General features: G+C 65.6%; 27 protein-coding genes. 15 read left to right on the top strand and 12 right to left on the bottom strand.

What is annotated here, in order from left to right; genetic code table 11:
* Nucleotides 1-180: 180 nt before the first annotated feature.
* From AB4Z47_RS09410 to AB4Z47_RS09390, 5 genes are all read left to right on the top strand, one after another.
* Nucleotides 181-1662, top strand: a complete 1482-nt coding sequence (locus tag AB4Z47_RS09410) for an amino acid permease (RefSeq protein WP_441949573.1) — start codon at nt 181-183, stop codon at nt 1660-1662.
* Nucleotides 1659-2777: an asparaginase gene (locus tag AB4Z47_RS09405; protein WP_441949571.1), complete on the top strand. Its 1119-nt coding sequence runs from the start codon at nt 1659-1661 to the stop codon at nt 2775-2777. The genes AB4Z47_RS09410 and AB4Z47_RS09405 overlap by 4 nt, the downstream gene beginning before the upstream one ends.
* Nucleotides 2777-4207 carry an aspartate ammonia-lyase gene (locus tag AB4Z47_RS09400; protein WP_441949569.1) on the top strand — a complete coding sequence of 477 codons (1431 nt, stop codon included), beginning with the start codon at nt 2777-2779 and terminating at the stop codon, nt 4205-4207. Before AB4Z47_RS09405 ends, AB4Z47_RS09400 begins: the two co-directional genes overlap by 1 nt.
* Nucleotides 4208-4437: 230 nt before the next feature.
* Complete coding sequence (locus AB4Z47_RS09395) at nt 4438-4797, top strand: DoxX family protein (RefSeq protein ID WP_441949568.1); 360 nt, start codon at nt 4438-4440, stop codon at nt 4795-4797.
* Between the two features lie 99 nt (nt 4798-4896).
* Nucleotides 4897-6237, top strand: coding sequence for a DUF5933 domain-containing protein (locus tag AB4Z47_RS09390; RefSeq protein WP_441949566.1), 1341 nt, complete (start codon nt 4897-4899; stop codon nt 6235-6237).
* 135 nt (nt 6238-6372) lie between these two features.
* Here the strand turns inward: AB4Z47_RS09390 and AB4Z47_RS09385 are convergent, their stop codons facing one another.
* Nucleotides 6373-7413, bottom strand: a complete 1041-nt coding sequence (locus tag AB4Z47_RS09385; RefSeq protein ID WP_441949564.1) for an LLM class flavin-dependent oxidoreductase — start codon at nt 7411-7413, stop codon at nt 6373-6375.
* A 45-nt stretch (nt 7414-7458) separates the two neighbouring features.
* On the bottom strand, nt 7459-8487 hold the full coding sequence (locus AB4Z47_RS09380; protein WP_441949562.1) for an alpha/beta hydrolase: 1029 nt from the start codon (nt 8485-8487) through the stop codon (nt 7459-7461).
* Between the two features lie 599 nt (nt 8488-9086).
* Here AB4Z47_RS09380 and AB4Z47_RS09375 point away from each other — a divergent pair.
* Entirely contained in the window at nt 9087-10637 is a 1551-nt protein-coding gene (locus AB4Z47_RS09375; RefSeq protein WP_441949561.1) for an acyl-CoA carboxylase subunit beta, read from the top strand.
* Nucleotides 10638-10853: 216 nt separating this feature from the next.
* Here the strand turns inward: AB4Z47_RS09375 and AB4Z47_RS09370 are convergent, their stop codons facing one another.
* The 6 genes from AB4Z47_RS09370 to AB4Z47_RS09345 all read right to left on the bottom strand — a co-directional run bounded on the left by AB4Z47_RS09370 (nt 10854) and on the right by AB4Z47_RS09345 (nt 18053).
* On the bottom strand, nt 10854-11438 hold the full coding sequence (locus AB4Z47_RS09370) for an Rv1733c family protein (protein ID WP_441949559.1): 585 nt from the start codon (nt 11436-11438) through the stop codon (nt 10854-10856).
* The gene (locus AB4Z47_RS09365) at nt 11420-12079 is read right to left on the bottom strand and encodes a TetR/AcrR family transcriptional regulator (RefSeq protein ID WP_441949558.1); all 660 of its coding nucleotides are present in this window, start codon (nt 12077-12079) and stop codon (nt 11420-11422) included. Before AB4Z47_RS09365 ends, AB4Z47_RS09370 begins: the two co-directional genes overlap by 19 nt.
* 556 nt (nt 12080-12635) lie before the next feature.
* A complete protein-coding gene (locus tag AB4Z47_RS09360) occupies nt 12636-13577 on the bottom strand; it encodes a helix-turn-helix domain-containing protein (protein WP_441949556.1) in 942 nt (313 codons plus the stop codon).
* Nucleotides 13578-13927: 350 nt separating this feature from the next.
* Nucleotides 13928-14992, bottom strand: coding sequence for a fused (3R)-hydroxyacyl-ACP dehydratase subunits HadA/HadB (locus AB4Z47_RS09355; RefSeq protein ID WP_441949554.1), 1065 nt, complete (start codon nt 14990-14992; stop codon nt 13928-13930).
* Between the two features lie 195 nt (nt 14993-15187).
* A complete protein-coding gene (locus tag AB4Z47_RS09350) occupies nt 15188-16600 on the bottom strand; it encodes a lipase family protein (RefSeq protein ID WP_441949552.1) in 1413 nt (470 codons plus the stop codon).
* 229 nt (nt 16601-16829) lie between these two features.
* Nucleotides 16830-18053, bottom strand: a complete 1224-nt coding sequence (locus AB4Z47_RS09345) for a lipase family protein (RefSeq protein WP_441949599.1) — start codon at nt 18051-18053, stop codon at nt 16830-16832.
* A gap of 297 nt (nt 18054-18350) precedes the next feature.
* Here AB4Z47_RS09345 and AB4Z47_RS09340 point away from each other — a divergent pair, with 297 nt between their 5' ends.
* Nucleotides 18351-18584 (top strand): hypothetical protein, encoded by a 234-nt coding sequence (locus AB4Z47_RS09340; RefSeq protein ID WP_441949550.1) that lies wholly within the window; start codon nt 18351-18353, stop codon nt 18582-18584.
* Between the two features lie 10 nt (nt 18585-18594).
* Here AB4Z47_RS09340 and AB4Z47_RS09335 read toward each other — a convergent pair whose 3' ends face one another.
* Nucleotides 18595-18798: a hypothetical protein gene (locus AB4Z47_RS09335; protein ID WP_441949548.1), complete on the bottom strand. Its 204-nt coding sequence runs from the start codon at nt 18796-18798 to the stop codon at nt 18595-18597.
* A gap of 425 nt (nt 18799-19223) precedes the next feature.
* On the opposite strand from AB4Z47_RS09335, the gene AB4Z47_RS09330 reads away from it, so the two are divergent.
* The 4 genes from AB4Z47_RS09330 to AB4Z47_RS09315 all read left to right on the top strand — a co-directional run bounded on the left by AB4Z47_RS09330 (nt 19224) and on the right by AB4Z47_RS09315 (nt 21339).
* Nucleotides 19224-19760 (top strand): DUF2599 domain-containing protein, encoded by a 537-nt coding sequence (locus AB4Z47_RS09330; protein WP_441949547.1) that lies wholly within the window; start codon nt 19224-19226, stop codon nt 19758-19760.
* A 34-nt stretch (nt 19761-19794) separates the two neighbouring features.
* A complete protein-coding gene (locus tag AB4Z47_RS09325; RefSeq protein ID WP_441949545.1) occupies nt 19795-20454 on the top strand; it encodes an NAD(P)H-binding protein in 660 nt (219 codons plus the stop codon).
* A gap of 63 nt (nt 20455-20517) precedes the next feature.
* Nucleotides 20518-20820 (top strand): putative quinol monooxygenase, encoded by a 303-nt coding sequence (locus tag AB4Z47_RS09320; RefSeq protein WP_043690427.1) that lies wholly within the window; start codon nt 20518-20520, stop codon nt 20818-20820.
* Nucleotides 20821-21111: 291 nt separating this feature from the next.
* The gene (locus AB4Z47_RS09315) at nt 21112-21339 is read left to right on the top strand and encodes a hypothetical protein (protein ID WP_441949543.1); all 228 of its coding nucleotides are present in this window, start codon (nt 21112-21114) and stop codon (nt 21337-21339) included.
* Between the two features lie 266 nt (nt 21340-21605).
* Here AB4Z47_RS09315 and AB4Z47_RS09310 read toward each other — a convergent pair whose 3' ends face one another.
* Nucleotides 21606-22493: a helix-turn-helix domain-containing protein gene (locus AB4Z47_RS09310; protein WP_441949542.1), complete on the bottom strand. Its 888-nt coding sequence runs from the start codon at nt 22491-22493 to the stop codon at nt 21606-21608.
* Nucleotides 22494-22583: 90 nt separating this feature from the next.
* The gene (locus tag AB4Z47_RS09305; RefSeq protein ID WP_441949540.1) at nt 22584-22805 is read right to left on the bottom strand and encodes a DUF397 domain-containing protein; all 222 of its coding nucleotides are present in this window, start codon (nt 22803-22805) and stop codon (nt 22584-22586) included.
* A 323-nt stretch (nt 22806-23128) separates the two neighbouring features.
* Between AB4Z47_RS09305 and AB4Z47_RS09300 the strand changes: the two genes are divergently transcribed.
* The 4 genes from AB4Z47_RS09300 (at nt 23129) to AB4Z47_RS09285 (ending at nt 26433) form a co-directional block, all read left to right on the top strand.
* The gene (locus AB4Z47_RS09300; protein ID WP_441949539.1) at nt 23129-23926 is read left to right on the top strand and encodes an SAM-dependent methyltransferase; all 798 of its coding nucleotides are present in this window, start codon (nt 23129-23131) and stop codon (nt 23924-23926) included.
* A 223-nt stretch (nt 23927-24149) separates the two neighbouring features.
* A complete protein-coding gene (locus AB4Z47_RS09295; RefSeq protein WP_441949538.1) occupies nt 24150-24383 on the top strand; it encodes a hypothetical protein in 234 nt (77 codons plus the stop codon).
* A gap of 345 nt (nt 24384-24728) precedes the next feature.
* Nucleotides 24729-25892 (top strand): PucR family transcriptional regulator, encoded by a 1164-nt coding sequence (locus tag AB4Z47_RS09290; protein WP_441949536.1) that lies wholly within the window; start codon nt 24729-24731, stop codon nt 25890-25892.
* A gap of 106 nt (nt 25893-25998) precedes the next feature.
* Nucleotides 25999-26433, top strand: a complete 435-nt coding sequence (locus tag AB4Z47_RS09285; RefSeq protein WP_441949534.1) for a CBS domain-containing protein — start codon at nt 25999-26001, stop codon at nt 26431-26433.
* Here AB4Z47_RS09285 and AB4Z47_RS09280 read toward each other — a convergent pair.
* Complete coding sequence (locus tag AB4Z47_RS09280) at nt 26430-26861, bottom strand: pyridoxamine 5'-phosphate oxidase family protein (RefSeq protein WP_441949533.1); 432 nt, start codon at nt 26859-26861, stop codon at nt 26430-26432. The genes AB4Z47_RS09285 and AB4Z47_RS09280 overlap by 4 nt on opposite strands.
* Between the last annotated feature and the right edge of the window lie 76 nt (nt 26862-26937).

Raw genomic sequence — 26937 nt, 5'->3', positions numbered from 1 at the left:
AAAATGCTCCGTCCAGCAGGTATTCACAGCGGGAACTCCGGCGTTGACAGCGGATGTGACCTGCATTACGGTAAACCTGTCTTACAGCCTGACAGCATGGCAGCTTTACTGACCCGTCGCTCTCGATGAGGGGAACGGCGGGCTGTCTCGGAGGCTGGATCAGGCACGAGGAAGGTTTCGATGACACACCACGACGAACTGTCGGCCCCGCCGGCCGCGAGATCAGCACCGAAGCTCGACCTCGGCGATGTCGGCTATCAAAAGCGGCTGCGCAAGCGCCACATGCAGATGATCGCGATCGGCGGGTCGATCGGCACCGGACTATTCCTTGGGGCCAGCGGCCGCATGGCACTCGCCGGTCCGTCACTGGCCATCGTCTACATCGTGTGCGGCATCTTCACGTTCATGGTCGTGCGCGCACTCGGCGAGTTGGTGATGTACCGCCCCTCCTCCGGGGCGTTCGTCTCCTATGCGCGCGAATTCCTCGGCGAGCGCGGAGCATATTCGGTCGGCTGGCTGTACTTCCTGAACTGGTCGACCACACTGGTCGCCGACATCACCGCCGTGGCGCTGTACGCGCACTTCTGGTCGCTGTTCGTACCGATACCCCAGTGGGCGCTCGCGCTTATCGCGCTGGCTGTAGTCGTGGGACTCAACGTCGTGTCGGTGCGGTTGTTCGGTGAGCTGGAGTTCTGGTTCGCGTTGGTCAAGGTCGGCACCATCGTTGCCTTCATGGTGCTGGCCGTAGTGTTCATCGTCACCGGCACGTCGGTGGACGGAAATGTCCCCGGCATCTCGACGATCGCCGACAACGGTGGCTTCTTTCCACGCGGTCTGGCTCCGATGCTGACCATCGCACTCGGGGTGGTGTTCGCGTTCGGCGGGACGGAGATGATCGGCGTGGCCGCGGGCGAATCCGACAACCCCGGGGCCGTCGTTCCGAAGGCAGTCAACTCCATCATGTGGCGGATCATCCTGTTCTATGCCGGGTCGGTTGTCCTGTTCACGCTGCTGCTGCCGTGGACGGCGTACTCCCCCGACGAGAGCCCATTCGTGACGGTGATGAGTTCGATCGGAATCCCGCACGCCGGTGACGTCATGAATCTGGTGGTTCTCACCGCCGCGATGTCGAGTCTGAATGCGGGTCTGTACGCGACCGGTCGCACTCTCCGGTCGATGGCCGTGGCCGGGACGGCGCCGCGCTTCGCCGCGCGGATGAACCGCCATGGTGTTCCCTACGGCGGGATCCTGATCACGAGTTCGGTCGGCATCGCCGGTGTTGTGCTGAATCTGCTCGTGCCGCTGAAGGCATTCGAGATCGTGCTCAACCTGGCCGGGTTGGGCATCGTCGGCACTTGGGCCTCGATCATGATCTGTCACTGGATATTCGTGCGGAAGTCTCAGCGTGGCGAGTACCGTCGACCGGATTTCCAGCTGCCCTTCGCCCCGGTCCTCAACATCCTGACCCTCGGCTTCCTGGCCGTGGTCGTCGGACTGATGTTCTTCGACGCCGAGATCGGGCGGATCACACTCGCGGTGTTCACCGTCGTCGTCGCGGCCATGATCGCGGGATGGTTCCGGATCAGGGGTCGTCTCGATCCGGAGGTTCTCGGCCCGGTTGATCGGCCCGAGGCGGCGCCCGGTGGAGTGCTGGGCGAATGATCTACCGAGAATCACCTGCCCACGAGACACTGACGTCGGCTCCGGCGACGCTTGCGGCACATCGACGCCCGGCATTACGGGTCCATATCCTCTACACCGGAGGCACCTTCGGTATGGCCGACGGGGGTGCGGGTATGTGCCCCCGTTCGGGGATCGGCGACGAAATCGCGGACATCATTACCCAATTCGAGAACGCGGAGGGCAGGTCGGTCCAGTTCCGATACGCCGAATTCGATCGCGTCATCGATAGCGCCGACGCCGGCCCCGAGACTGCATTCCGAATTGCCGAGTGGGCACTGTCCGACATCGAATCGGCACAGCTGGATGGTGTCGTCGTCATCCACGGAACCGACACCATGGCCTACGTGGGCGCTCGCATGGCGTTCGAATTGCGGGAGATCGCTGTTCCGGTTGTGCTGACCGGCGCACAGATTCCCCTTGGCCACCTTCGCAGCGACGCGCCGGACAACCTGCACCTGGCATTGCGTTCGATTGCCACGCAACCGGGCCCAGGAACATTTATTGCGTTCGGCTCGGCACTGCATCGCGCCGTGCGAGCCAGCAAACGCGCCTGCGACAACTACGACGGCTTCGCCACACTCGGCGAATTCGCACCACCCCTGTCCCCGCCTCGGGTACCCGGGACACGGAGACACAGTGCAGCGACCCGCTTGCCGGTCGGGTTGCTCACTGTGTTTCCCGGTATGCATGCCGACCTGCTCGCCGCAGCAATTCGTCAATACCCCGGCGGGATCATTCTCGAATGCTATGGCTCCGGCACGTTGCCCCTGGACGGGTCGGAAACAATCGAGGTGATCCGGAACGCAGCTCGGGACGGAACCCCGGTCGTCGTCATCACCCAATGTGACAGCGGCTCGGTCGATCTCGAACGATACCTGCCCGGACGTGCTCTGCTGGACGCGGGGGCCATCAGCGGAGGGGATATGACCAGAGAGGCTGCGCTCGCCAAACTTGCCTACCTTGTCGACCTCGGGCTCTCCGGTCGGCAATTGCACCGCTGGATGACGACGAACCTGCTCGGCGAGTTGTCGAATCCTGCCGCGCCCACAGCAATCGATACCCACGACAACCACCTGACTGCCTGGAGTCGATAGTGACCGACAGCACCCGTACCGAACGTGACTCCCTGGGCGCCCGTACGGTGCCCGGCAGCGCTTACTGGGGCATCCACACCGCACGCGCGCTGGACAATTTCGCCATCACCGGCGACAGCATCGGACGGTACCCCGCGCTCATCGTTTCGCTCGCCGCGGTCAAACAGGCCGCCTGCCGCGCCAACCGAGAACTCGGCATCCTGGACGCCCGCCGCGCCGACGCGATCGAATCAGCGTGCGACGAGATCAGGGCCGGCGCGCTGCACGATCAATTTCCTATCGACCCGCTCCAAGGCGGCGCGGGAACCTCGACGAACATGAACGCCAACGAGGTCATCGCCAACCGGGCGCTGGAGTTGCTCGGCTACGACCGTGGAAGCTACCCCGAGCTCGATCCGCTCGACCATGTCAACCTCGGCCAATCCACCAACGACGTTTATCCGACAGCAATCAGACTCACTGTCGTGCAACACATCCGGGAACTCGTCGCGGCGTTGGGCCGACTCGCGGACACGTTCGGCGGCAAGGCGACCGAATTCGCCGATGTCATCAAAATGGGCCGTACCCAGTTGCAAGACGCCGTACCGATGACGCTGGGACAGGAATTCGGCACCTTCGCGGTCATGGTGCGCGAGGATCGCGACCGGCTCGAGGAAGGCATCGCGCTGCTGTGCGAAAGCAATCTCGGCGGCACCGCGATCGGAACCGGAATCAACGGCCATCCGAGCTACCCCGCACTGGCATGCGCCCACTTGGCCGAGCTCACCGGCGAACTCGTCACACCAGCGGCCAACCTGATCGAAGCGACCCAGGATTGCGGCGCCTTCGTCCAGGTCTCCGGAATCCTCAAGCGGGTCGCGGTCAAGCTGTCGAAGACGTGCAACGACCTGCGCCTGATGTCATCCGGTCCCACAACAGGTTTCGGCGAAATCAACCTTCCCCCGGTGCAAGCGGGGTCATCGATCATGCCGGGGAAGGTCAACCCGGTCGTCCCGGAGATCGTCAACCAGGTCGCGTTCGAGGTCATCGGAAATGACCTGACGGTCACGATGGCCGCCGAGGCCGGGCAACTGCAACTCAATGCCTTCGAACCGATCATCGCCTACAGCTTGCTGCGCACGACGACACACCTGACCGCCGCCGTCGACACCTTGGCGACCAAATGCGTCGCGGGCATCACGCCCAACCGCGACCACCTCGAACAAGGCGTCCGGCGCTCTATCGGCATCGTCACCGCTCTGACCCCGCATATCGGATATTCCGCCAGCGCCCTCATCGCCAAACAGGCTCTGCAAACCGGACAATCCGTCAGTGACATCGCGATCGAACTCGGACTCCTCGCCCGAGAGACAATCGACGAAATCCTCGCGCCACGCCGACTCGCAGGCATCACCGGACCCTCGACGGAAACCACCGGGCCTCGCCAATAGCCCATGTCGCCGGTGGTGACACAAACCGATGTGATGACGTCAGACCTAGGGGACCACTCGGACAAGGTCAAGCCCGTCTTGCCGCAGGCACGGTAGTCGAGCGCGATCCACCAGTGCCGCCGGCAGAGCTGATCCACGTGGGAGTTCTTACTATTTTCGTATAGTATGACACTCGTAGTTCACCTGCGGTGCTGCTCGTACGCGTGTTCGTCGATCGAAGGGTTGTTGCCATGTCCACGTCTATCGCCGAGATCGTCGTCACCGGTGTGACGATCGCCATGACCGGGTTCTCCGGTATCGCCGCCATCTTGCGTTTCAAGCCCATCCTGGAGCCGATGACAGCGATGGGAGTGCCGGAGTCGTGGCTGATCTTCCCGATCGGCATTCCCAAAACAGCGGGCGCTGTCGGCCTGCTGCTCGGCCTGCTCGGCGTGCCACTGATCGGCCCGGCCGCCGCTATCGGGATAATCCTGTACTTCGTCTGCGCCTTGGGTTTCCACGTACGGGAACATGCCTACACACCGCAATTCTTCCTCGCCATCGTCTTCGTCGGCTTGGGCATCGCGACACTCACGCTGCAGCTGACGTAGCTCGAACAGCGCACTGGGTTTCCGCGATCGAGTAGGCGCGAGTGGCGTCCGGTTAACTGCCCGTACAGACCCCGTCAACGTCGTGTTTACGATATCCCAATGCTTGTGGACGACGTGCGAGGAAGCTTGACCCCACCGGGCGAGCGAGCGGGTGTTGAGGAGCTTCAGGAGCGTCGGTTTCGACCGGTGAATGTTTGGTGCGGTATCACGGGCGCGGTGCTTATGCTTCTCTGCGGGGAGCTCATGGCCGCACACATCGGCGCACTCGGACCGCTGACCAGTCTTTTTCGGGACTACGCAGGGACTCCGAAGTCGGCGACAACGCCGTGGGCGGGGCTTCTGCTGGCATTGGCCGGGATCACGGTTCGCGCGCGGATAGGCGCCGTCGCCGTCGCGGTCTCCATCGATCTGCTGTTTGTGGCCATGCGGGCGGCGGAGGCGCGGCCGTTCACCGTCGGCAACGGTCCGACCATCGTGCTCACCGCGCTGGCGGTGATCGCGGTCGTGCGGTGGGACGGGGAGCGACGCCGTACGGCGCTGCGCACCATCATTTTCGGGGCACTGCTGATCTTGGCGACGAAGGTCAGTGAGATCTGGTTGGACATCACGGCGTGGGCGCGCCCGATGGTCCTCGATCCGTACGTGCAAGTGGCCGATCGGGCGCTCGGCAGTCCGTCGTGGCTCGTCGGGCGCGCGCTCGACGCGGCGGGACCGGTAGCGCCAGGCGTGGTGCGCTGGGTGTATTTCGAGCTTCCACTGGCGGCTATCGTCGTCGCAGCCTGGCAGCTGCGGGGTGTGACCGCCGGTCGCTGGCCTCGGCACTACCTGGTACGAACGTTTTTGACGCTGGGCGTCATCGGACCGATCTGGTACGTGATCTTCCCCGTGGTGGGGCCGGTGCTCGCGTACGGGCCGCAAGGGCATGGTTTCGAGATTGCCGATGTCTGGCCGAATGTTGTTCCTGCGGTGCCATCGTCGGTCGGACCGCTGCACTTCGACAGCATCACACCACGAAACTGTATGCCGTCACTGCACACAGCTTGGGCGCTGTCGCTGTTCATCCACTCCCGGCGCGGGCCGCTGTGGTTGCGTTGGGGCGGCGCGTTCTGGCTGGTGTGCACGCTCATCGCGACGCTCGGGCTCGGTGCTCACTACGGCATCGACCTCGTCGTCGGCGGTGCCCTGTGCCTGACCGTCGAATCCGCACTACGCGACCCCGACCGGGGCTGGGACCGCCACCGCGTGCGGATCGTGACGATGGGGGTTGCCACCTTCGCGGGGGTGCTGCTGTGCATCCGCTTCCTTGCCGTGCCGATGGCGACACACCCGATCCCGTTCGCCATTGCGATCCTCGGTGCACTCGCCGCGCTGGCGATCACGTTCTACACCACTTGGTTCGACACCCCATCGCTCGAACCGGCGACCCCCCTGCGCGTGTGAGACCTTGGGCCACAAGAGGTTTCGGTTCTGGTTAGTCCTGGATCCAACCGGCGCCGACCATGTGCGGCTGTTCGGTCGGGCCACGCGCACAGCGGAAGTGCTTTTTCCGCAGCCGGTCTCGGTGGCCGGCGATGATCAGGCCGCCGTGCCGGGCTGGTCCTGCACGTCGGCACGATCGCGCGGCAGGCCCGTGAGCCGCGCCAGCCTGCGGTGCGAATCCAGGCGGGCGGCACGGTCGTAGGTACTGGTGTGCACGAGGATCTCGTCGGCGCCGGTCCTGGTCACCAACCGCTCCAGCTGATCGGCGACCTCGTCTTCAGTGCCGTGAATATGACCGCGCAGCGCTTCGTCGAATATCCGGCGCTCCCGGTCGGTCATGGTGAGCGCTTCGATCTCCGAGGGCGGAATCAGGGGCGGGAATATGCCTCGGGTACGCGAGTACACGGTGGACCATGCCTCCGACAGCAGCAGCCGATGCGCCTGCCGAGTGGTATCGGCGATGACGACCGCTCCCGAGACCATCACGTAGGGTTCGGCGCCGGGGGCGGCGGGACGGAACCCGGCCCGATACCGCTCGATAGCCGCGATCATGCGGTCTTCGCCGCCCACGGCAGCGATCACCAGCGGGAGCCCGAACCGGGCGGCGCGCTCGGCGCCGGATCCGGTCGCCAGCAGGAATGCCGGAACGCGCAGCCCTTCCGCCGGCCAGGCATGCACGCCCTGCTTGCCGTCGGCGAAGTACGCCAGCAGCTCGGTGAGCTGGGCGTCGAAACCATCGGCGTCACGCTTGTCATGCCCGAGCGCTCGCCGCACGCCGTCGGTGAAGCCGACCGAACGACCCAGCCCCATGTCGATACGTCCCGGATACAGCGACTCCAGCACGCCGAACTGTTCGGCCACAATCAGCGGCTGATGGTTGGGCAACATCACTCCGCCGGTGCCGATCCGGATCCGCGCGGTCGCGGCCGCCGCGGCGGCCGCGAGGACGGTGGGCGCCGAACCCGCCACGCCGGGCACGCTGTGGTGCTCGGACACCCAGAACCGGTGATAGCCCCACTGCTCGGCGAGCCGGGCGAACTCTACGGTCTCCCACAGGGCCGCAGAATGGCTCTGGCCGCGCCGGACCCGTGAGCGGTCGAGGACCGAGAACCGGACGGAGCGAACGGCTGAGGTCATACCGGTGTCAACGCCACGGTGACGCACTGATTCCCCCGACGCGGTTCACGTGGACTTCGGCAGACCCAGCGCCTGCGCCAGCACCTGCCACGGCTTCGGCAGCTGCGCCTCGAAATCCGGCCAGGTGTGCATTCCATCGGCCGTATACTCCACGGCGGCGGGAATATTCAGTGCGGCGAGCCGCTCAGCGAACCGCTCGGTGCACGACCGTGCCCCCGCCTCGAGCGCCGCGCCGCCGCCCGCGGTCGCCAACGCGTCCACGATCGTCGGCGAGTTCGCCACCGCCACCAGGTCTGCGCCGGTGGGCAGGCCGGTGGCCGCCGAGAGATAGATCGCGGTGCCGCGCAGCGCTTCGGCGTGCAGCAGGCTGTCGTGCGCGGCCCATTCGGGCGATATCAGCGGGCCCCAGAGGTTGTCGACGTCGCCGCCACGTGAGGCGACGGTAATGGTGGTGACGGCGTAGCCGAGCGGGTCGGCGGTGGAGTAGCACCCACTCATCCCTGCCACGGCCCGGTACCAGCCGGGGTGGCGCTGGGCCAGCATCATCGCGGCCTGTGCCCCCATCGACACGCCGGCTATCGCCCGCCTGCCGTCGGAGCGCAGCAGCGATTCCACGATCGGCGGAAGCTCGGTGGTGAGGAAGGTCTCCCAGCGATTGAGCCCCAGCCTGGTGTCGTGGCGGACCCAGTCGCTGTACATGCTGCCGGCGCCGCCGGCGGTCAGCACCACGTCGACCGGTTTGTCCGCGAAGAACTCCTCCGCCCCGCCCTTGGTCAGCCAGGCCGAGGTGGCGTCGCCATCGACGCCGTCGAGCAAGTACAACACGGGCCGAGGCGCCGTTCCGCTGCCGCGCAGGACGTCGACGGTGATGATGCGGCGCATCGCCGCGGAGGCGATCGACAACCGCTCGCGCTGCGGTGCGACCTGCTCGAGCGAGATCAGGCCGGTCCGGGTCATGGCCGGATCGACGGCGGGCGGCGTGGGCGGCGGCACCGGATCGGCAAGCACGGTCGCAGCAGTCACCGCGGCGATGACCGCCGTCGCCGCCACCGTGATCGGCAGTCGTAGACTCATCCTGCCGCGGCAGCCCGTTCTGCCTGTCCGGCCGCACGCCCTACTTGCTCTCACCTGCATGCCCATCATGCCTTCCGAAGTTTAGCGACGGATCGTGATGGAATCGAGATATGCGCGCAAGTATCAGGAAGTCATCAGAGTTCACATTCGCAGTTGGGCTGAACTACAAGAACTCGGGCAGATTCCGAGACACTCGGCGCGTCAGGCTGTCGCAATTTCCGCGGCGCCTCGTTTCGGCTTCTCGGATTTCCGATCCTGGCAATTTTCTGCTTTTCCGACAGTGTGTGACGCAACGCCGACCGCGCGTTCCGGCGCTGTGTCGGTGGTCACCCTGGAGCCGTCCCGACGGCCGCGGATAGGCCCAGCGCCGTCATCGGGACCGTTCATCGACGCCGAGGGTCCGCGACTGGTAAGTTGCGCAAATCGCCGCGCGCTGCAGCGCCATCCGGCTCGCGCCATGAGCCACGGGCGTGGCGGGCAAACCTGCGAGCCGTCCCATGAGATCATCCCAACGCGTGTGCAGCAGGTCTCACCACCGATAACATCGAGCGTCGCGCCCATACGGCGAGACGACGAGTTCGAAGGGCGAAATACCACATATGAGCGGTACGCGAGAAAAGCTGGACGAGCTGCGAGGGATCCTGGAGCTGGCCGAAGAACCCGCCGGCGAAACCGGAATCGCGAAACGCAAGAGCAAGGGCATTCCGAGCGCGCGGGAACGGGTGCGTGCACTTCTCGACCCAGGCAGCTTCGTGGAGATCGGTGCGCTGGTGCGTCAGCCGGGTACATCCGATGCCATGTACGGCGACGGTGTGGTCACCGGCCGGGGCCGCATCGACGGCAGGCCCGTCGTGGTGATCGCGCACGACCAGACCGTGTTCGGCGGCTCCGTCGGGGAGATGTTCGGCCGCAAGGTCGCCAAGGCGCTGGACTTCGCCACCGACAACGCGTGCCCGGTGGTCGCGATCAACGACTCGGGCGGCGCTCGCATCCAGGACGCGGTCACGTCGCTGGCCTGGTACGCACTCATGAGCCGCCGCCAGGAACGGCTGTCCGGCTTCGTGCCGCAGGTGTCGATCATGCTCGGCAAATGCGCGGCGGGTTCGGTCTACGCCCCGGTCAACACCGACATCTTGATCGCAACCGAGAAGTCGTACATGTTCGTCACCGGGCCGGAGGTGATCAAAGAAGTCACCGGTGCGGAAGTGACGATGGAGGAACTCGGCGGAGCGCAGGTCCAGGCGGCCAATGGCACCATTCACCACGTCGCCGCCAGCGAGCAGGACGCGTTCGATTGGGCCAGAACCTATTTGAGCTACCTGCCGTCGAGCTGCCTGGAGCAGGGACCGATCGTCAACCCGGGCATCGAGCCGGAACTCACCCCGCACGATCTGGAGCTGGACTCGATCATCCCGGACTCGGACCGGGAGGGCTACGACATGCACGAGATCCTGCTGCGCCTCTTCGACGACGGCGAGTTGCACGAGATCAGCGCTGCCACCGCGCAGAATCTGATCACCGGTTTCGCCAGGGTGGATGGACGCAGCGTCGGCGTGATCGCGAATCAGCCGCTGGCCCTCGGCGGCGCCATCGACGCCAAGTGCTCGGACAAGGCGACGCATTTCATCCGGCTGTGCAACGTCTACGGGCTGCCGTTGATCTTCGTCGTGGACACTCCCGGCGTGCTGCCCGGCATCGAGGAGGAGCGTAGCGGGGTGATCAAACGCGGCGGACGGTTCTTCCGAGCGGTGATCGAGGCGACGGTCCCGATCGTCACCGTCGTGGTGCGCAAGGCCTACGGCGGCGGCTACGCGGTGATGGGCTGTAAGCAGCTGGGCGCCGATATCAGCCTGGCCTGGCCCACCGCACGGATCGCGGTGATGGGCGCGGAGAGCGCCGTCAGTATCGTCGGCAAGCGCCAGCTCGCCCAGGTGCCCGCCGAGCAGCGGGCAGCCGCGCGAGACTTCTTGATCGATCAGTACAACACGACCGTCGCCACTCCGTGGATCGCGGCCGAGCGCGGCTATATCGACGCGGTGATCGAGCCCTCCCGGACCAGACTGGAGATCCGCCATGCGCTGCGGCTGCTGCGCGAGAAGGAGGCGAGCGTGGAGCCGAATCCGCGCAAGCACAGCCTCTTCCCAGTCTGATCCGATTCCACTGCGCCATTCGGTTATGTTGTGTCACAACAGAACCGGCTGCCCATCTTGGGATTTCCGGTGATCAGCGAACCGAACGCCCCGGCTCGCCGGTGGCCTGATGTCATAGCGGTGCCGGGCACTTCGCTCGCCGCGTTGCGCCCCGGCATGCGGCGTGCCCGCTGCGCCCGTCTCTACCCGCGCCCGGCAGGCACGCCGTGCTCCGGCTCAGCCATGACTACCCCAGGTGAGATCGGCGGCCGTCCACTCCGACTCCCACTTGTGCAAGCGCCGCCGATCCAGGCTGCGACGCAGCAGGAAGTACGTGCCCGCGAGCACGACAAGGACGCCGAGCGCCGCGCCCGAAGTGAGCAGGACCGCCTTGCTTGCCGCCTGGGTCGAGGACGGCGGCTCGACGATGGTGCCACCTTCGTTCAACCAGATCGAGACCGTGGAACCCGGCTCGACGACGGTGGTCGACTGGTAATCGCCCGTGTGCGTCACGCCGTCGGCATCCTTCCACGACACCCGCGCGGGCATGATCGGCGCGTACAGCGGCGTCTTGCCTGTCTCGATCACGGTCGCGTCGACCCGGTGCAGCTGCGCCGTTCGAGCTTGCACCGCGGCTGTTTCCGTGCGGTACACCCCGCCGCCGACAGTCACGGCAAGCACCGGAACGACGAACAAGAACGCCAGTGCGAGAACCATGGCGACCCCGGCTTGCAGGCGGTCTTCCTTCCGCCGCAGCGGATTACGGTCCAGCCCGACGCGTCGGCACGTCCGGCGATACATACTCACCGACCCTGTAGACATGACGGTGACTCCTCGTTCCGGAATTCGGTTGTGAGAGTGACGAGGGTGTCGAAGAACTCTTCGACGAGAGCAGGCAGGCCCATCGGGTCCGGGCCCGCCGCCCAGGTCTGCAACGCGGCGAGCAGCATGCCAGCACCGGCGCCTACGGCGGCGGCTGGACGTGGATCCGTCAGCGGATCCACCCCCAGCCTCGCCGCGATGATCCGTACCGATTCGCGCTGCCCATCGATGCGGATGCGCTGATAACCGGCAAACAGTTCGGGTTCGTCGTCGAAACGCTGAAACAGCGCCCAGCGCGGCGCCAGCAGAGCCGCGCGGGCTCCGCCGTATTCGGTGGCCAGCCAGTCGTGGACGGCGTTGCGATAGGCGGTCAGCGGCGGCTCACCGATCGGGCGTCGGCACAGGGCTTCGTTGAACAAGTGCACGTCCTGGTCGACGTCGCCGAGAATCGCCTCCTCGATGGAGGCAAAATGCCTGCTGAAAGTGCGGCGCGTGACGCCGGCCCGCACCGCGATGTCCTCGACGGCGACCGCCCCGAGCCCACGCTCCGTGAGCAGATCGAAGGCGGCGCGCGATAGTGCCTGCCGGCTACGCTGCGTGCGCAGCCGGCGACCATCGAGATCGACACCATCGTCGCTCATGCGTACAGTTTACCACCTTATTGTCTCATTGGGACAATACTTTGCCCTTTCTCCGCCAGTGCGACGCAGTAGCCTCCGCCTGGGCAGGTTCGTCCCTGCTCGGCGCTCCGCGTCGGACGCAGCGTCGGACGGCATAAGCATTCGTCTCGGTTATCGGATGCCCAACTTCAGCCACACCCAATCAGCCGCCGAGCTGTTCGGCATGGTCGCCGCGCAGGCGCGCGAAGCAGAGACCGCCGGATTCGACGCCGTATTCCTGACGGACCACGTCTATCAGCCGCAGTCACCAGCAGCCCAGACGAGCCGAGTCTGGATACGTGTCCAGGTCGCCGATCTTGTCGAGCTGGAGCACGCCGGTCAGCTGCTGGAGAAGACGATGGCGGGCAGATCGGTCTCGGCGAAGCGCAGCATGATGAACGCGCCGTCGCGGCGAGGGCGGACTCGCCGACGATCAGCCATCAGCTGCGGGGCAGCGGCCGATACAGGTCTGCAGCGCAGGCGAAGGGCGTCGCGATATTTGATCGACTCCGACCGGTTGGGCACGCTCGAGCCGCTGTCAGATGTCGGACGGCTGATCCAGAGTCGGTGGATGACGTTCCCGCAGTGCCGCGATGAGTTGGCTGGTGTATTCGGGCGGCGCGGCGTGGACCGAGAGCAGGTTTGCGACAGCACGGTACGCGGCGAGATCGGCGCCCTTGTCCAGATAGAGTGCACCGGTGAGCTGCTGAAGATAGACGATGTCCGGCAGATCCGACTCGGCGAAGCGCAGCATCGTGAACGCGCCGTCGGCGAGCGCGGGCCCGCCGACATGGTCGGCCAGCACCTGCACGGTGATGTTCGATTTTTCCGTGGCACGCAGCACGTGGTCCAACTGTGCGAACCACACCTGAGATCCGCCGATCCCGCGGCGCAGCGCCGCCTCCTCGACGATGAGCCACAACTGCGGCGGATCCGGTCTGGTCAGGATCTCCTGGCGGCGCATCCGCAGTGCTACCCGCCGTTCGATCGATTCCTCGTCCTCGTTCGGGTGCGCGAGAACCATCAGCGCGCGGGCGTAGTCCGGGGTCTGCAGAAGCTCGGGGACCACGCGCGGCTCATAGCAACGGATCAACTGCGCTGCCTGTTCCAAGCCCAGGTAGGTGTCGAACCACTTCGGCAGCCAGTCGGTATCGCGATGCCACCAGCCCGAGGTGTTGGCCTGCTTGGCCAGCTGCTTGAACTCGGCGCGCTCTTCTTCGTCGATGACCCCGTACAAATCGAGCAGGTCGACCAGGTCGCGCTCCCGGAATCCGGTGCGGCCCAGTTCGAGTCTGCTGATCTTGGAATGCGAACCCCGGATCGCCTCGCCCGCCTCCTCGAGCGAGATGCCGCATGCCTCCCGCAGTCGCCGCATCCGCCCGCCGAGAATCATCCGCAGGACAGTCGGCCCACCCTCGCTGGCCGGAGTTGTTCCGAGAGCGATGGATTCGTTTTGATGTCGTACCGCCGAAGCACGCATTCACCGAGTCTTGCATGTGGCTCGTCCACACTCCAGACCGAAACCGCTCGGTTCGAAGAATTTTCGCAGTTTTGCGTTCGCAAGTGCACGTCGGACGCCTTATTGACATGTCCGGGCGCGGACGGGAACACGAGGCCCATGGTCCGCGAAGGTCCTGGCTGTTTCGCGCTTGCCCGGCGCAACCGGCATGCGCGCTCTCGCCCCACGGCAGACGGCGGTGGAAGCCGGTTGCGCTCGGACACCCGGCCACGGCGGATCAATTCACGGGTCGGGCAACTGTTGCGGGGCGTCGCGGCCACGCCGGCTTCTCTCGCCGAGCGCCGGCCGCACCGAGCCCACCGCGGCGCTGTTCAGCGCAGCAGCACCTCCGCCGTCGCGCGACCGAACAGCTTGCGCCCCTCGCACGTCGCAGTAAGTGTGATGGTGGCGGAACGGCGGATGGGGTCCAATTCCTTGACGCGGCCGCGGAATTCGATCGTGCTGGCTTTCGTGGCCGACACCGGCGCGAACCCGGCGAACCGAACTCCGAAATTCGTGACGGCGGTCGGATCCCCCAGCCACTCGGTGAGATACCCGGCACCGAGTCCCATCGTCAGCAGCCCGTGCGACACCACATCGGGCAGGCCCGCCCTGCCCGCGACAAAATCGCTGAAGTGGATCGGATTCGAATCACCGGAAACCCCCGCGTAATTCACCAGATCGCCCCGCGAGAGGACCATCGTCCGCGGGGCCAGTTCCATGCCGACCGACAGCTCCTCGAAGGTGAAAACAGTGCGTGGCGTTCTACGCCGATCGTCCGAATCCGGTTGTGCCACATGGTCGAATCGCTCGACCATACCCACAGGCTCGTCCTTGGTCCGCACGGCAGCCGCGTCAGACCGATCGCCGACCGACTGTCCGGTCATGATCACGCCCTCGACCGCCGCACGCAGGTCGGTGGCGATTTCCACCCCGGTCTGCGCCACCGCCGTGGTGTGGGTGGTCTGCAACACCTCTTTGTGCTGGTTACTGAGCACGCTCTTGGTGACCATGAAGTCTTTGTCACCGAACTGCCGGAACGACTCGATATAGGCGTCGCACCGCAGCTGGTCGCCCGCGACAATCGGCCGATGCGCCCGGATGGACTGTTCGGTCTGCAATACCTGTCCGAGGTCGTAGCCCGTGAGCAAGGACTCGAACATCTTGCGCTGCACCAGCATCAGAACGATGGAGGAGAAGGTCAGCGGCGCGACCAGCCCGTCGAAGCCCAGCTCCGCTGCCGCACCCTCGTGCTGGTGTGCCGGATGGCCGTCCTGCACCGCCCGCGCGAACTCCCGGATCTTCTCTCGTCCTACCTCATAGTGCTCGGTCATGCGGAAATGCCGCCCCACCAGCGCCATGGCCTGTTCGGACGCGGTGGTCGAAATGTCGTTCATGTGCCTCTTTCGCGAATCCGGCGTCACCCCGCCTGGACCGGCCCACGGTACCGGAGCGGCGACGACAACGCACTGCCGCCTCGTGCAGTTCGACCATCGCAGCAACCGACCGACCGGGATAGGGCCGATAGTCATCAATCGCGGTAGTCGGGCACGCCGCAACATCGAATGTCCCGGGGCGATACCGGCGAATCGTCAGCACTCGCTCGGGGCAGGCACTCCTCGCAGCCGATCGTCCAGCCAGATCATGGCCTCCGGATAGCCGAGCGCCGCCGCGATGATGTGCTCGCCGAGCACACTCCGGTACACCGCGGGCACACCCAGACGGCACTGCTCGCGATAGAGCTTGCGCGCGCCCTCGGCGGGGATCCAGAACTCCTGCTCCCCGTTGTAGATGTACAGCGGGGTCGCCGATTTCACGTCGGCCATCCTGGTCACGCGGTAGATGTCCGCGGCCAGATCCGACTGCAGCGGATCGGGAATGTTAGCGGCGATATCGATCGGCAGCATCAGCACGCCGACCAGCCCGAAGCTGCTGCCACAGAGGTCCTTCAGCCGCGACGTGGCCGCCCACTGGGCGAGATTGTTCATCCTGGCCAGGATCTCCGGCCGTTCCCGGCCGATCCCGAACACCGCACCCATGAACACCGCCGAGGCGAGATTGCCGTTCATGCTGCGGGCCAGGATCTGGTAGTCGGCGGGCACGCCGCCCAGCGCGGCGCCGACGATCACGTCCGCCAATTCCGGTGCGTAACTGGAGATCAGCTTCACCGCACCGTGTGTGGCGATGGCACCGCCGGAGTACCCCGCCATACCGAACCGACTGGCGCCGAACTCGTCCGGCAGCAGTCCGCGGACAGCTCTGATCGCGTCCAGCACAGCGTGACCGGCTACGACCGGTTCGGCGTAGGCCATCGAGGGGCCCTCATGGTCCGGGATCAGCACGGCGTACCCGCGCAGCGCCGCCACATGGGTGGTCGGCGGTACGAAGTCGGTGAAACTGGTGTCCGGATTGGCCCCGTGCGCGAGGGTGTATCCGGGGGTGCAGGTGCGGCCGAGCGCGTCGATCGGCAGGTTGTTCACCACCACCGGACGGGGGCCGGGCCCCGGCCAGGCCTTGGCGGGAACGACCAGCGTAGCCGTGGCGTAGGAGGGCGCGCCATGCGCGTCCGTGGTCCGATACTTCAGCAGCAGAGCCCGCTGGATCGGCATGAGCATCAGCGGGGCGGTCGTTGCGCTGACGTCGCGGTAGTCGATGACCTGCCCCTCGGTCAGCTCGCCGAGATTCGCGGGCCAGGCGTCGAATATCGGATCGCCGATCGGCGCGGGCAGGGTGGCTTGGCGAAGCGCCGCCAGCGAGGGCGACATTGTGGCCGCCTGCTGAGTCGGCGAAAGCGGGTCCGGCACCGGTGCGATCGGTGGCGGGGGGATTATCCGGTCGATGAATTGCTGCAGGCCGGGTAGCAGTCCGCCCGTCGGCGGGAACGTGCCCGACCCGTCGGGCACTGCTGGCGCCGGTGGCGCGGGCAACGGCTCGGCGACGGCCTGCCCGGCCATGGCCGGGCAGACGACGAGCAACGTGACCGCGATGGCACGTAAGCATCTCATGGCACACGCCTCTGGCTGCGACGTCAGGTTCGCCTGGCACCCGGGCGATGCGGCTTCGGCCCCCGAAAATGCCCCCACCATGCCGGAGCCAGAAGGCAAGGCTACGTCAGTACACCCAACTCGATATGCAAAAGCGCTCGAGTTGTGTGCATCGCGTGTCCATTTCGCAACAACCGAGCCGAGAACTGCTCGGAGAGAAGGGGGCGGCTCGGTTGTTGCGTGCGGTTGGTCAGCAGTTGCTCGGAGCGGGCTCCCCTCGGAAACGGTCGTCCAGCCAGTTCAGTGCCGCCGGGATGCCGATCACCGCCGCCGTAAGGTGGTCGGGTACCGGAATCTGCTCGGTTTGTACCGTGGCACCGGCCGCGCACCACCGCTTGTCGGTGTTGACCACCGAGTCGATCGGGATGAGCCCGTCGATCGGCGAATGCCATTCGAACACCGGCGTCTTGGGTACACCGTCGTAGAGCTCGAGGCTGTTTTCCTCGACCACAGCGCGGGCGGTGTTGTCGTTGATCATCGAGGTCGTTTTCGCGAAGTCCAGCGCGCCGCGGCCCGCACCTACGGCCAGGATGTCATTGGTGCAGCTGTTGGAGATCTGCGTGCGGGCGGCGAGGCCTTGCTCGTTCAGCTGCTCGCTGAGCGGGAATCGGTCCGGATACTCGCGTTCCAAACCGAGGCCCGCGGCCAGCGCGAGCCCGAACACCGGGTGCGAGTTCAGCCCCAGCGTCTCGAGCATCTTCACCAGATTCATCGGCACGCCGCCCATGGCCGCGCCCGCGATGTTCAGCTCCGGCGCGTATTTCGGCTGCAGGGCAGCCGCCCACGCGGTGGCCATGCCGCCACCGGAATAGCCGACCATCGCCACCGGGCTCTGCTGCACCTCCAGCTCGGCCACCTGCTTCACCGCGCGGACACTGTCCAGGGTGATCTGCCCGCCGAGTTTGGCTGCGCCGTAGGCGAAGTTGGGACCGAGGTGGTCGGGCAGCACGACGCTCCAGCCGCGGGCCAGCAGCACGTTCCAGCCCGGCGCCTCGCGCACGATCAGGTTCGGGTCGCCGGTGTAGAGCACGCGGGAGACCGAGCACTCCGCGCCGAGACCGTTGATGATGTGCTGGAACGACAGCAGCGGGCCATCCTTACGGTGCACCTTCGGGGTGAGCACCGTGGTGGTCGCGGCGATCGGCTTGCCCTCGGAACTGGTCGACCGGAACCGCACCACGGTCACAGTCGTGTCCGGGAAAATCATCAGTGAAGGCATCACACGGGTCGCGATCACATCCCCCGGCTTCTTGTCCGCGATGTCCGCAGGCGTCGCGTAGAAGGGGTCCGGATCCGGCGTCGGATACAGCGGCGCGCTGACGGCCGCCCCGGCCATACCGGCAACCAGCACCAGGCCCGCGGCCATCGCGCCGAACACTCGTGCGAGGCGCCGTCGCCGCACTCCCCTACCCATCGACCATGGGCCCTGACTCATCGACGTGTGCCTCCTGCATCGTTCAACGCTGTGCTCATCCTCGACAACATCGCGCGCACAGGGCAGCTGCCGACGCGAACGTGTTGACAATTCACAAGTTTCGGATGACCGACCTGTGATTGTGGTGTGCCCCCGCTCGTGACTCTACCTCGGCTGCCGGGTGCCCGCGCGGTGACAAATCCAGCCGATTGCCTAGAACATGTTCTCAGCAATGGTGGGCGCTTACCGTCGGTCTTACCGGCGCGCCGCCGCGCCGGCCCGGAAGGAGACGGTGGCATGGACGGCACAACGCACAAGCTCGCCGACGACACCGAGACGCCGACACAGCGGATCACGGTCTATTTCGACGGACCCACACCCGAGGATGCGCTGATCCTCGAGTACGCGGCGACTCGGACCGAGGCGGGGGAATTCACCTCGGCCGCTGCGCATGCTGGGCTCACCGTCACAGTGGACGGGAAGGTGCGTCCCGACCTGCGCAGGCTGCCCTGCCGATCGCTCTGGCGCTGAGCGCGGCCGTCTACCGACGGTCGAAGGAACGCACGCAGGTGGGGGAACGCCTCGCGGCGGCACCCCGATGATCACCGGTATAGATGCCCACCCGCAGGTCGGTACCGGACGACCGCAACTCCGCGATCAGCTCGAGCGTCAGCCGCACGGGCACCTCCAGGTGCGCCAGCCCCTGGCCGAGGAACAGCGGCACCGAGTAGCCACCGGTCGGCACGCAGCATCGCAGACCACGGTACACAGCGCCCGAGCGTCCAGCGGCCGCGACAGCATCTCCCCGATGCCGACGCCGGACACCTTCGCGTCGGCTTGGACGACACACTTGGAATCCACGACACGCAGGACCTCGCGACCGGTCGGCGCGAGATACCGGTCGACATCGAATTCCGTTGCGCTGAAAAGCAATCCGGTCGACAACGTGCCGAAGTAGGGCGTGGTCCTCTGTAACGGAAGCCGCGGCAGCCGAGGGCTCGTGAGCGGAAAAAGAGATCCAGGCTCGACGGCGCACCCGTGGCGGCCACCCCGCGCAGCAAGCCACCACTATCTGTGGCACCCGCCGCTGAGTCTCGCCGGGGGCGCTCGCGCTCGCTAGGCTCGGATGGGCACGCCAGCAGTGCCGAGGAGAACACAGGAGGTTCGACAGTGGCACAGCCGTACCCCCACCGGAACGGGGTCCGGCACCGTGCTGCCGCGCTGCTGTCCGTCGCGCTGCTGCCGATGACCGTCACCGCCTGCGGTTCCGACGAGTCCGCGTCCGCGCCGCGCAGCACCACGACGACCACCCCTGTCACAACCACGCCGACGCCGAGCGCACCAGCCTCCCCGGTTTCCACGCCGTCGGGCGCCGTGCCCATTGTCGACCCCTACGCCGGCCTGCCATTGATCGACCATGTGACCTGGACCGAAGCCGTCGACGGGCCGCGGCTGCTCGTGTTTCCCACCCCGGCCGGGCGGCAGTCCACCTTTCCCGGCTCCGACGAGCGCGCCTGGCAGGAGGTGATCGCCCAGTCTTCGGACGCGGACACACCTGGCATGCGCGATCAGTTCATCTGCCACTGGGACTGGGCGCGGCTGGTACAGCCGAACAAGCCCAGCTGGAATCTGGAACCCTGGCGTCCAGCGGTCGGTTACTCGGCCACCGTCGACGCACGCTGTAATCCCGGCGGTCCCGAGCGCTGAGCACGCACACCGCCCCGACCGAAAGGACCGATCCATGCGCGTCGTCATCGCAGGCGGACACGGGAAGATCGCACTGCTGCTCGCCCGATCGCTCACTACTGGCGGCGACGAGGTCGCCGCACTCATCCGTAATCCGGACCACGCCGGCGACGTCCGGGCCGCAGGCGCCGATCCGATCCCGTTCGACCTGGAGAACGCGGGCACCGATGATCTGGTCGCTGTCATAAAGGGTTCCGACTCCGTGGTCTTCGCGGCCGGGGCGGGACCGGGCAGCGGCGTGGACCGCAAGTACACCGTCGACCTAGGCGGCTCCGTCCGACTGGCCGAGGCCGCCGGGCGGGCCGGCGCGCGCCGCTTCGTGCAGATCTCCACGGTAGGCGCCGGTCAGCCGCCCGCGCCCGGCATCGACGAGGTGTTTGCTGCCTACATCGATGCGAAGACCCAGGCCGAGAACGACTTGCGGGACCGGGATCTGGACTGGACGATCCTGCGGCCGGGCCACCTCGTAGACACCGCGGGCACCGGACTGGTGACGCTCGCCTCGCCCATCGTCGGTCGCGGCGACGTCCCGCGCTCCGATGTGGCCGCCGTGCTCGCCGCACTGCTACCCGCCGTGCGCACCTTCGGAATGACACTCGAACTCGTGTCGGGAACAACTCCGATTAGCCAGGCAGTTGCGCAACTGGCCGATTGAACCGAGCCGAACACTGCTACCCCCTTGCCGATTGGCGCCCACGGCCACGATGGGAGAACGACCGTGTTCAGTCGTATCGTCTCGATGAAGATCCGCCCCGGCTCCCGCGCGGAGTTCCTCGCGGCCATATCCCGGAGCGCGGACGCCTCCGTCCGGACCGAGCCCGGATGTCTGCGCTTCGACATCTGCGCAGATCGGGTAGATCCGCACCGATTCTTCCTCTATCAGCTCTACACCGATGACGAGGCGGCGGAAGCACATCGATTCACCGAACATTTCCTTGCCTGGCGGGCGGCGGCGGACCAATTCGTCGAGCCGGGTACGCAGATCGACTACAGCACGGACGTACTATTCGGGCGCGATTGAACTCGCTCTTCCGACTACTGCCCCCGCAAACTCACAGATACGAAATGCCTGCTGCGAACGTGCAATCGACCGTGCAGATGTGCTTGCATCTGAAAGGTTCGGCGAATTAAACTCAGTCCCGCAACGGTTTACAGGGGACAGCAGGGGCCGCGTGGGCGAGCCGAAGGTCGAAGTCGCCGGGGTTTGCCGCCACCACACAACAGGGGCGTTCGAATGGAACAACCACTCTTCGGCGGTCGGCTCGAATCAGCCGACACCCCACTGGCCGACCAGCCGGCGAACGGTAAAAGCATGAGCACACAGTCGGCCCGAAGCGGCCGAACCGATACCGCATTCTCGCGGGAAACTGCCGTGGCGTACGTCATCGATGCCGTCGAATCCACCGGTGCGGCGACACGACATGATTTCGATATCGACCGAATCGTCACCACCGTGCACGCGATGGCCGACGATTGGGATTTCGACACCTTGCAGCGTGCGACGTTCTGGCGGATCACCTCCAGCTTCATCAAACTGTAACCCGCCCCGCCGCCCGATCCCGGCGCGTGTGCCGAACCGCCTTGTGCCACAAGCACTGAGTCGCCGCGCCCGGCGTCTTTCGCATTCCACCGTGCTGCTGGCGCCAGGCATCACCGCCTGATCTCTCGAGCCACGGCCAGGTCGGTCCACGAGATTGCCGGAAAAACACCACTCGCCAGACGTCCACCGCCCATTCCGGCGGTCACTGCCTGGCGAGTCGTTCGTTCTGGCCGATCGGCTCCGAAACACAGAAGCCCTCAGCGGACTCAGAGTCCCGCGGCGTACCTGTCGATGATCGCGATCGACTTCTCCGGACGCTCGGCCTGGACGCTGAGCCGATCCATAACCGAGAGGTAGAGCGCGAGGTCTTGCCGCCGATCCAGGTACAGTGCGCTGGTGAGTTGCTCGAGATAGACGATGTCGGGCAGTTCCGGCTCGGCAAAACGCAAGATGCTGAATGAACTACCCGCCGCGGCGTGCGCGCCCGCCGAGTACGGCAGCACCTGGATTGTCACGTTCGGCAATTTGGCGACCTTACTCAGATGCCGCATCTGCTCACGGTGCACCGTTTCGCCACCGACGGGCCGATGCAACACGGCCTCGTCGATCACCGCCCAGACAATCGGCGGGTCCGATCGGAACAGGATCTCCTGCCTGCGTTGCCGTACCGCGACCCGCCGATCCATATCGGCGTCCTCGTTCCCGAGCGCCACGACAGCCCTGGCGTATTCGGGCGTTTGCAGCAGGCCGGGAACAAGATGCCCCTCGTAGGTGCGAATCTTGCTCGCAGCCTGTTCCAAACCGAGGTAGGTGCCGAACCACTGCGGCAGCAGGTCGCTGTAGCGATGCCACCAGCCCGGTTCGTTGGCCTGCCTGGCCAGTTCGAGAAACGACTCACGTTCCTCGGTGTCGAGTACTCCATAGAGGGTCAGCAGGTCGCGGATGTCCCGTTCCTTGAAACCGGTACGGCCCAACTCGAGACGACTGATCTTGGCGTGGGAGCCCCGGATCGCATCGCCCGCAGCCTCGCGGGTGATGCCTTTCCTCTCCCGGAGCTTGCGCAACTGTCCCCCCAGCGCGATACGTAGCACGGTCGGACCACGTTCCGTGACAACAGCTTGCACATGACCATCGTCATCGGGTTCAGCGATCATCGAGTTCGTCTCCGATACTCCCGGGGTTGCCCACAGTGTGTCACAACCACCTGTCGCGAAACACACCGCACCGACCGATAATGCTACCGCTCAGCTAGTCAAATAGTCGAACTCTCCAGCCTTGGCGCCGCGGACGAACGCATCGATCTCCGGACGCGTATAGAAGATCACGCCGCCTTCCGGATCGCGCGAGTTCCGTACTGCCACCTGGCCATTGGCTACTTCGGCAACCTCGACGCAGTTGCCGTTCGGGTTGCTGAAGGAACTCTTGCGCCAGGTTCCGATGATCTTGTTCGTGGATGTATCCGACATCTTCCCCACTCCTCGGTTACACGGTCAGCAGAATTTGTTCGTGCAGATGCACGCTCAAACGTTCTTGCATCTGCACCGACACTCGGACGATAGCACGAAGTTCGCCCTTGCGTCGTTACTACTGCGAACCACTCGGCCCAGAATGTGAACCACGATCGGTTCGACACCGAAAACACGTGATCAGCTCGGCGATCCCACCCTCCCCGGAACACGAATCTTGTACTGTCACAGTGCACATCGGATGTACCAGTCATTCGCGACACCCCGCAGCGCCCACCAGCACGGCAGTGCCGCCGACACGTTTTGCCTGAGGAGTCCTACCCATGCCCGACGACCACAGCCCCCTGATCCGGACAGACATTCCGCACTCCGCGCGGATCTGGAACTACTGGATGGGCGGCAAGGACTACTACGAAATCGATCGCGTCGCCGGAGATGCCGGCATCGAGGTCGACCCCGATATCACCACCATGGCAGTGCAGTCACGCCAGTTCCTCATCCGCGCCGTGCGCTACCTCACGGGTGAGCAGGGCATCCGCCAGTTCCTCGACATCGGCACCGGCCTGCCCACCATGCAGAACACCCATGAGGTCGCCCAAAGCGTCGCGCCCGAGTCCAAGATCGTCTACGTGGACAACGACCCGCTGGTGCTCGCGCACGCGAGAGCGCTGCTGACCAGCACCACCCCGGAGGGCGTCACCACCTACATCGACGCCGATTACCACGATCCCGAGCGGATCATCGCCGACGCCAAGAACGTCCTGAACTTCAACCAGCCGATCGGCGTCATGTTCATGGGCGTCCTCGGCCACGCCAAGACCTATGACGACCTGCTGCGAATCGTGCAAACCGTGCTGGACGCGGTGCCCTCGGGCAGCTACCTGGTGATGTGGGACGGCACCGACGACAGCAAGGCCTACGTCACGCTGTGCGAGAACTACACCGGCACCGGGGGAACTCCGTACGTCCCCCGTCCCCAGGCTCAAATCGAGGCAGTCTTCGACGGTCTGGAAATGGTGGAACCCGGCTTCGTGTCCATTACCCAGTGGCGCGCCGGCGAGACCGAGGTAGGCGAGATCCTACCGATCTCCGCCTACTGTGCGGTTGCCCGCAAACCGTAAGCCCCGTAAACGCCAAACCACAAGCGCCACAGCGGCGGCCGTCGGCTCGAGACCGACGGCCGCCGCTCCATTTTTCTATCGACCGATCGTGCAGATGTACTTGCATCTGTAAGCAACGGAGGCATAGACTCGTACTCGAAATCGGGGAAGTACGCAGGGAGTTCGCGCCAGCGTCACCATCACATCGCACTCCCCGCCGCACCCGAACGCGAGGGGTAGTCGAATGAGCCAGCCATTCCTAGCTCCCCGCCGGGTTGCCATCATCGACGGTGCCGGTGCCGAGTCCCCGCGCCAGTGCCTAGCACCGGAATACCCGATGTCCGATTGCGGATTCGAGCCGCGCGGCCTCACCTACCGGCAGGCGCGCGACATCCTCTACGCCCACGAGGTACACGGCCCACAGTGCCGACAGTGGCTGGCGGCCGCCGCCTACCTCTCCGCCGGACTCGACGACTAGTAGCCCTCCGAATCGCTTGGTGCGCACGGATGTTCGCCGCAGCGTTAATCCGCCTCAGCGCGCCCGCGACCCTTGCGATGCCTCGCTCACAGGGCACTCGGCCATGAGCAGGTTTTCACACAATGCAGTAGGACTGCCATCGATCTCGCCGAACACTCACCGTGCGCACGCCCCTTTCGTATAGTGATCCGATCGAATCGGGCGCAGTTCCATTCCCGCCCGAGGTGGCATTGGAGCGAACTCGTAATGACCTTCTCCACGTTGGATCTGTCCGCCGGTTCGTCAGACTCGGTGCTCGAGATCGGCGGACAGCCGGCTTCGATGCCACTGCAGAACACTGATCGCGTGGCTTCGCGCATGGTCGGATACTTCGAGACCTGCGTAGCCCCGTGCCGCACGCTGCCCGGAGAGCAATTGCGCGGGGACATCACGAAACTTACCCGCAGCTGCCTCACCCTCGTCGCCGAGATGTTCGACCGGCGCACCGTGCCGGACGGCGAAAAGCTCAGCGCGGTAAGTGAATCCGCAACGCAATGGGCCCGCGAGGGCGTGCCGCTGAGCACCATCCTGCGCGCCTACCACGAAGGGGTGCGCATCGCGTTCGGCCTGGTGACCGCGCGCGCCGAAGCCGACGACGTCGACGAAGTGCTGATCGCCACCGATCTGATGCTCGAGCTGCTGGAAGCGATCACCGTAGCGGTGTCCGACGCCTACGGCGACGAGCAGCACCTAGTCGCGAAAGAACATCAGACAGCCGCGCAGACACTGGCCTCGGCACTGCTGAGCGGGCGAGGAAGTTCGGCACTGGCCCGCCAGACGGGCATCCCGATTGCGGAGTCCTATCAGGTTGTCGCCCTGTCGATTCCAGAACACGCCGACGAGCGCGATCCACGCGTCGACGCGAACGTCGCCGCCCGCCGCAAGCTACGCAGACTACAGTCCGAGCTGGCAGCCGTGTTCATTTCCCGCGCGCTGGCCCTGCTGAGCACCAAGGGCGGCACGCTGCTCATCCCGCTGGGCGCTGACGACGACACCATCTTCAGCGCGGCGACGCTCGATCTGTTGGCCGAGGCCGCCGAGGTCCCACTCACCGCGACCGCGGTGGCCGGCGACACCGATCGGATTCCGGAATCGGCCGATCAGGCCCACGAGCTACTCAACCTGGTCCGGGTCGGCGACAAACCACCGGGTCTCTACCAGATGTCGGATCTGGCGGTCGAATATCAGCTCACCCGCGGTGGCCCCGCGACACGGCGGATCGCCACCATCCTCGATCCGCTCGAGGACCATCCCGAATTGTTCGATACCATGCGCGCCTATCTGGGCAACGACATGAACCGCCAGCCCACCGCGCGTCAGCTCTACGTGCACCCCAATACCGTCGACTACCGGCTGCGCCGCATCGCCCAGCTGACCTCGATCGATCTGGCGACCTCGGCCGGCATCGCCCAGGCAGCGATCGCACTTCTGGCCCGCGATCTCGACCGCGGCGTCACCCGGCATCTGTGACCGATGCCCGCTCCGTGACCGATTTGTGGCTTGTAACGGATTCGTGCTGGTCACCCAACCGCGAACTTGCGATCCTGGAAGTGCCGCGACGTCTGGATGGTGAAATATGCGAATTTCGGAGATCCTGCGCAGGAAGGGTAGCGACGTAACTACCGTCGCGCCCGACACGACGGTACGCACGCTGCTCGCCGCACTGGCCGATCGCAATATCGGCGCGGTGGTCGTCTCCCCTGACGGGAACACGATCGCGGGCATCGTCTCCGAGCGCGACGTAGTGCGCAGTTTGCACGCCCGCGGCGCCGACCTGTTGGACACCCCGGTCGCGGAGATCATGACCTCCGACGTGCGCACCTGTGCGCCAGACGACCCGGTCGACGGCCTGCGCCGCACCATGACCGACCACCGCATCCGGCATCTGCCCGTGGTGCACGACGGCAGGCTGGTCGGCATCGTCAGTATCGGAGACGTGGTGAAGAGCGCGATCTCCGAACTGGCGACCGAGCGCCAGGCTCTCGTCGAGTACGTGCAGGGTCGGTATTAGAACTCGCTGAGATTGCCCAGGTCGGCCGAGAGCCAGTGCTCCGGCCGCAGGTAGACCGCGACCTGCTCACCGTAGGCCTCGGCCGCCTTCAGGTAGCCGTCGACCGATTCCGCGGCCAGGTACCGCGAGGCCATCTCGCGGTGCATCTCGTCGGTCATGGGGGTGATCCGGGTGACCGGACCTTCCACGCTCACATATCGGACAGTTGGCTGCAACTGCTGCACCATGAGGGTGAATCGTCCGGTTTCCCGGATGTAGCGCATCTTCTGCGACTCCGGGCCGGTGAGCACCCATACCTCACCGCCGGGGCTGTACTGGTACCAGATCGGGACGGTGAGCGGGCCACGACCGGCGCCCACGGACACCGACAGCGCCGCGATGTGCGGCTGCGCGAAGAACTGTTGACGTTCGTCCAGGGTCAGCGGCATAACGTCCAGGTTAGGGCTTGAAAGCCGTTGTCCACGACAAAACTTCGAAGTCCGTACCAAAAATGCGTATCGTTGG

The organism is Nocardia sp. 2TAF39 (assembly GCF_052114905.1).
GTDB lineage: Bacteria > Actinomycetota > Actinomycetes > Mycobacteriales > Mycobacteriaceae > Nocardia.
Note: the sequence above shows the minus strand (reverse complement) of the source record. Positions and strands in the feature narration are given on the sequence as shown.

What these genes read in the sequence shown, in the direction of transcription:
- AB4Z47_RS09410 (WP_441949573.1), top strand. Translation starts at nt 181, where the DNA reads ATGACACACCACGACGAACTGTCGGCCCCGCCGGCCGCGAGATCAGCA.
- AB4Z47_RS09405 (WP_441949571.1), top strand. Translation starts at nt 1,659, where the DNA reads ATGATCTACCGAGAATCACCTGCCCACGAGACACTGACGTCGGCTCCG.
- AB4Z47_RS09395 (WP_441949568.1), top strand. Translation starts at nt 4,438, where the DNA reads ATGTCCACGTCTATCGCCGAGATCGTCGTCACCGGTGTGACGATCGCC.
- AB4Z47_RS09390 (WP_441949566.1), top strand. Translation starts at nt 4,897, where the DNA reads ATGCTTGTGGACGACGTGCGAGGAAGCTTGACCCCACCGGGCGAGCGA.
- AB4Z47_RS09385 (WP_441949564.1), bottom strand. Translation starts at nt 7,413, where the DNA reads ATGACCTCAGCCGTTCGCTCCGTCCGGTTCTCGGTCCTCGACCGCTCA.
- AB4Z47_RS09380 (WP_441949562.1), bottom strand. Translation starts at nt 8,487, where the DNA reads ATGAGTCTACGACTGCCGATCACGGTGGCGGCGACGGCGGTCATCGCC.
- AB4Z47_RS09375 (WP_441949561.1), top strand. Translation starts at nt 9,087, where the DNA reads ATGAGCGGTACGCGAGAAAAGCTGGACGAGCTGCGAGGGATCCTGGAG.
- AB4Z47_RS09370 (WP_441949559.1), bottom strand. Translation starts at nt 11,438, where the DNA reads ATGTCTACAGGGTCGGTGAGTATGTATCGCCGGACGTGCCGACGCGTC.
- AB4Z47_RS09365 (WP_441949558.1), bottom strand. Translation starts at nt 12,079, where the DNA reads ATGAGCGACGATGGTGTCGATCTCGATGGTCGCCGGCTGCGCACGCAG.
- AB4Z47_RS09360 (WP_441949556.1), bottom strand. Translation starts at nt 13,577, where the DNA reads ATGCGTGCTTCGGCGGTACGACATCAAAACGAATCCATCGCTCTCGGA.
- AB4Z47_RS09355 (WP_441949554.1), bottom strand. Translation starts at nt 14,992, where the DNA reads ATGAACGACATTTCGACCACCGCGTCCGAACAGGCCATGGCGCTGGTG.
- AB4Z47_RS09350 (WP_441949552.1), bottom strand. Translation starts at nt 16,600, where the DNA reads ATGAGATGCTTACGTGCCATCGCGGTCACGTTGCTCGTCGTCTGCCCG.
- AB4Z47_RS09345 (WP_441949599.1), bottom strand. Translation starts at nt 18,053, where the DNA reads ATGGGTAGGGGAGTGCGGCGACGGCGCCTCGCACGAGTGTTCGGCGCG.
- AB4Z47_RS09340 (WP_441949550.1), top strand. Translation starts at nt 18,351, where the DNA reads ATGGACGGCACAACGCACAAGCTCGCCGACGACACCGAGACGCCGACA.
- AB4Z47_RS09325 (WP_441949545.1), top strand. Translation starts at nt 19,795, where the DNA reads ATGCGCGTCGTCATCGCAGGCGGACACGGGAAGATCGCACTGCTGCTC.
- AB4Z47_RS09315 (WP_441949543.1), top strand. Translation starts at nt 21,112, where the DNA reads ATGAGCACACAGTCGGCCCGAAGCGGCCGAACCGATACCGCATTCTCG.
- AB4Z47_RS09310 (WP_441949542.1), bottom strand. Translation starts at nt 22,493, where the DNA reads ATGATCGCTGAACCCGATGACGATGGTCATGTGCAAGCTGTTGTCACG.
- AB4Z47_RS09305 (WP_441949540.1), bottom strand. Translation starts at nt 22,805, where the DNA reads ATGTCGGATACATCCACGAACAAGATCATCGGAACCTGGCGCAAGAGT.
- AB4Z47_RS09300 (WP_441949539.1), top strand. Translation starts at nt 23,129, where the DNA reads ATGCCCGACGACCACAGCCCCCTGATCCGGACAGACATTCCGCACTCC.
- AB4Z47_RS09295 (WP_441949538.1), top strand. Translation starts at nt 24,150, where the DNA reads ATGAGCCAGCCATTCCTAGCTCCCCGCCGGGTTGCCATCATCGACGGT.
- AB4Z47_RS09285 (WP_441949534.1), top strand. Translation starts at nt 25,999, where the DNA reads ATGCGAATTTCGGAGATCCTGCGCAGGAAGGGTAGCGACGTAACTACC.
- AB4Z47_RS09280 (WP_441949533.1), bottom strand. Translation starts at nt 26,861, where the DNA reads ATGCCGCTGACCCTGGACGAACGTCAACAGTTCTTCGCGCAGCCGCAC.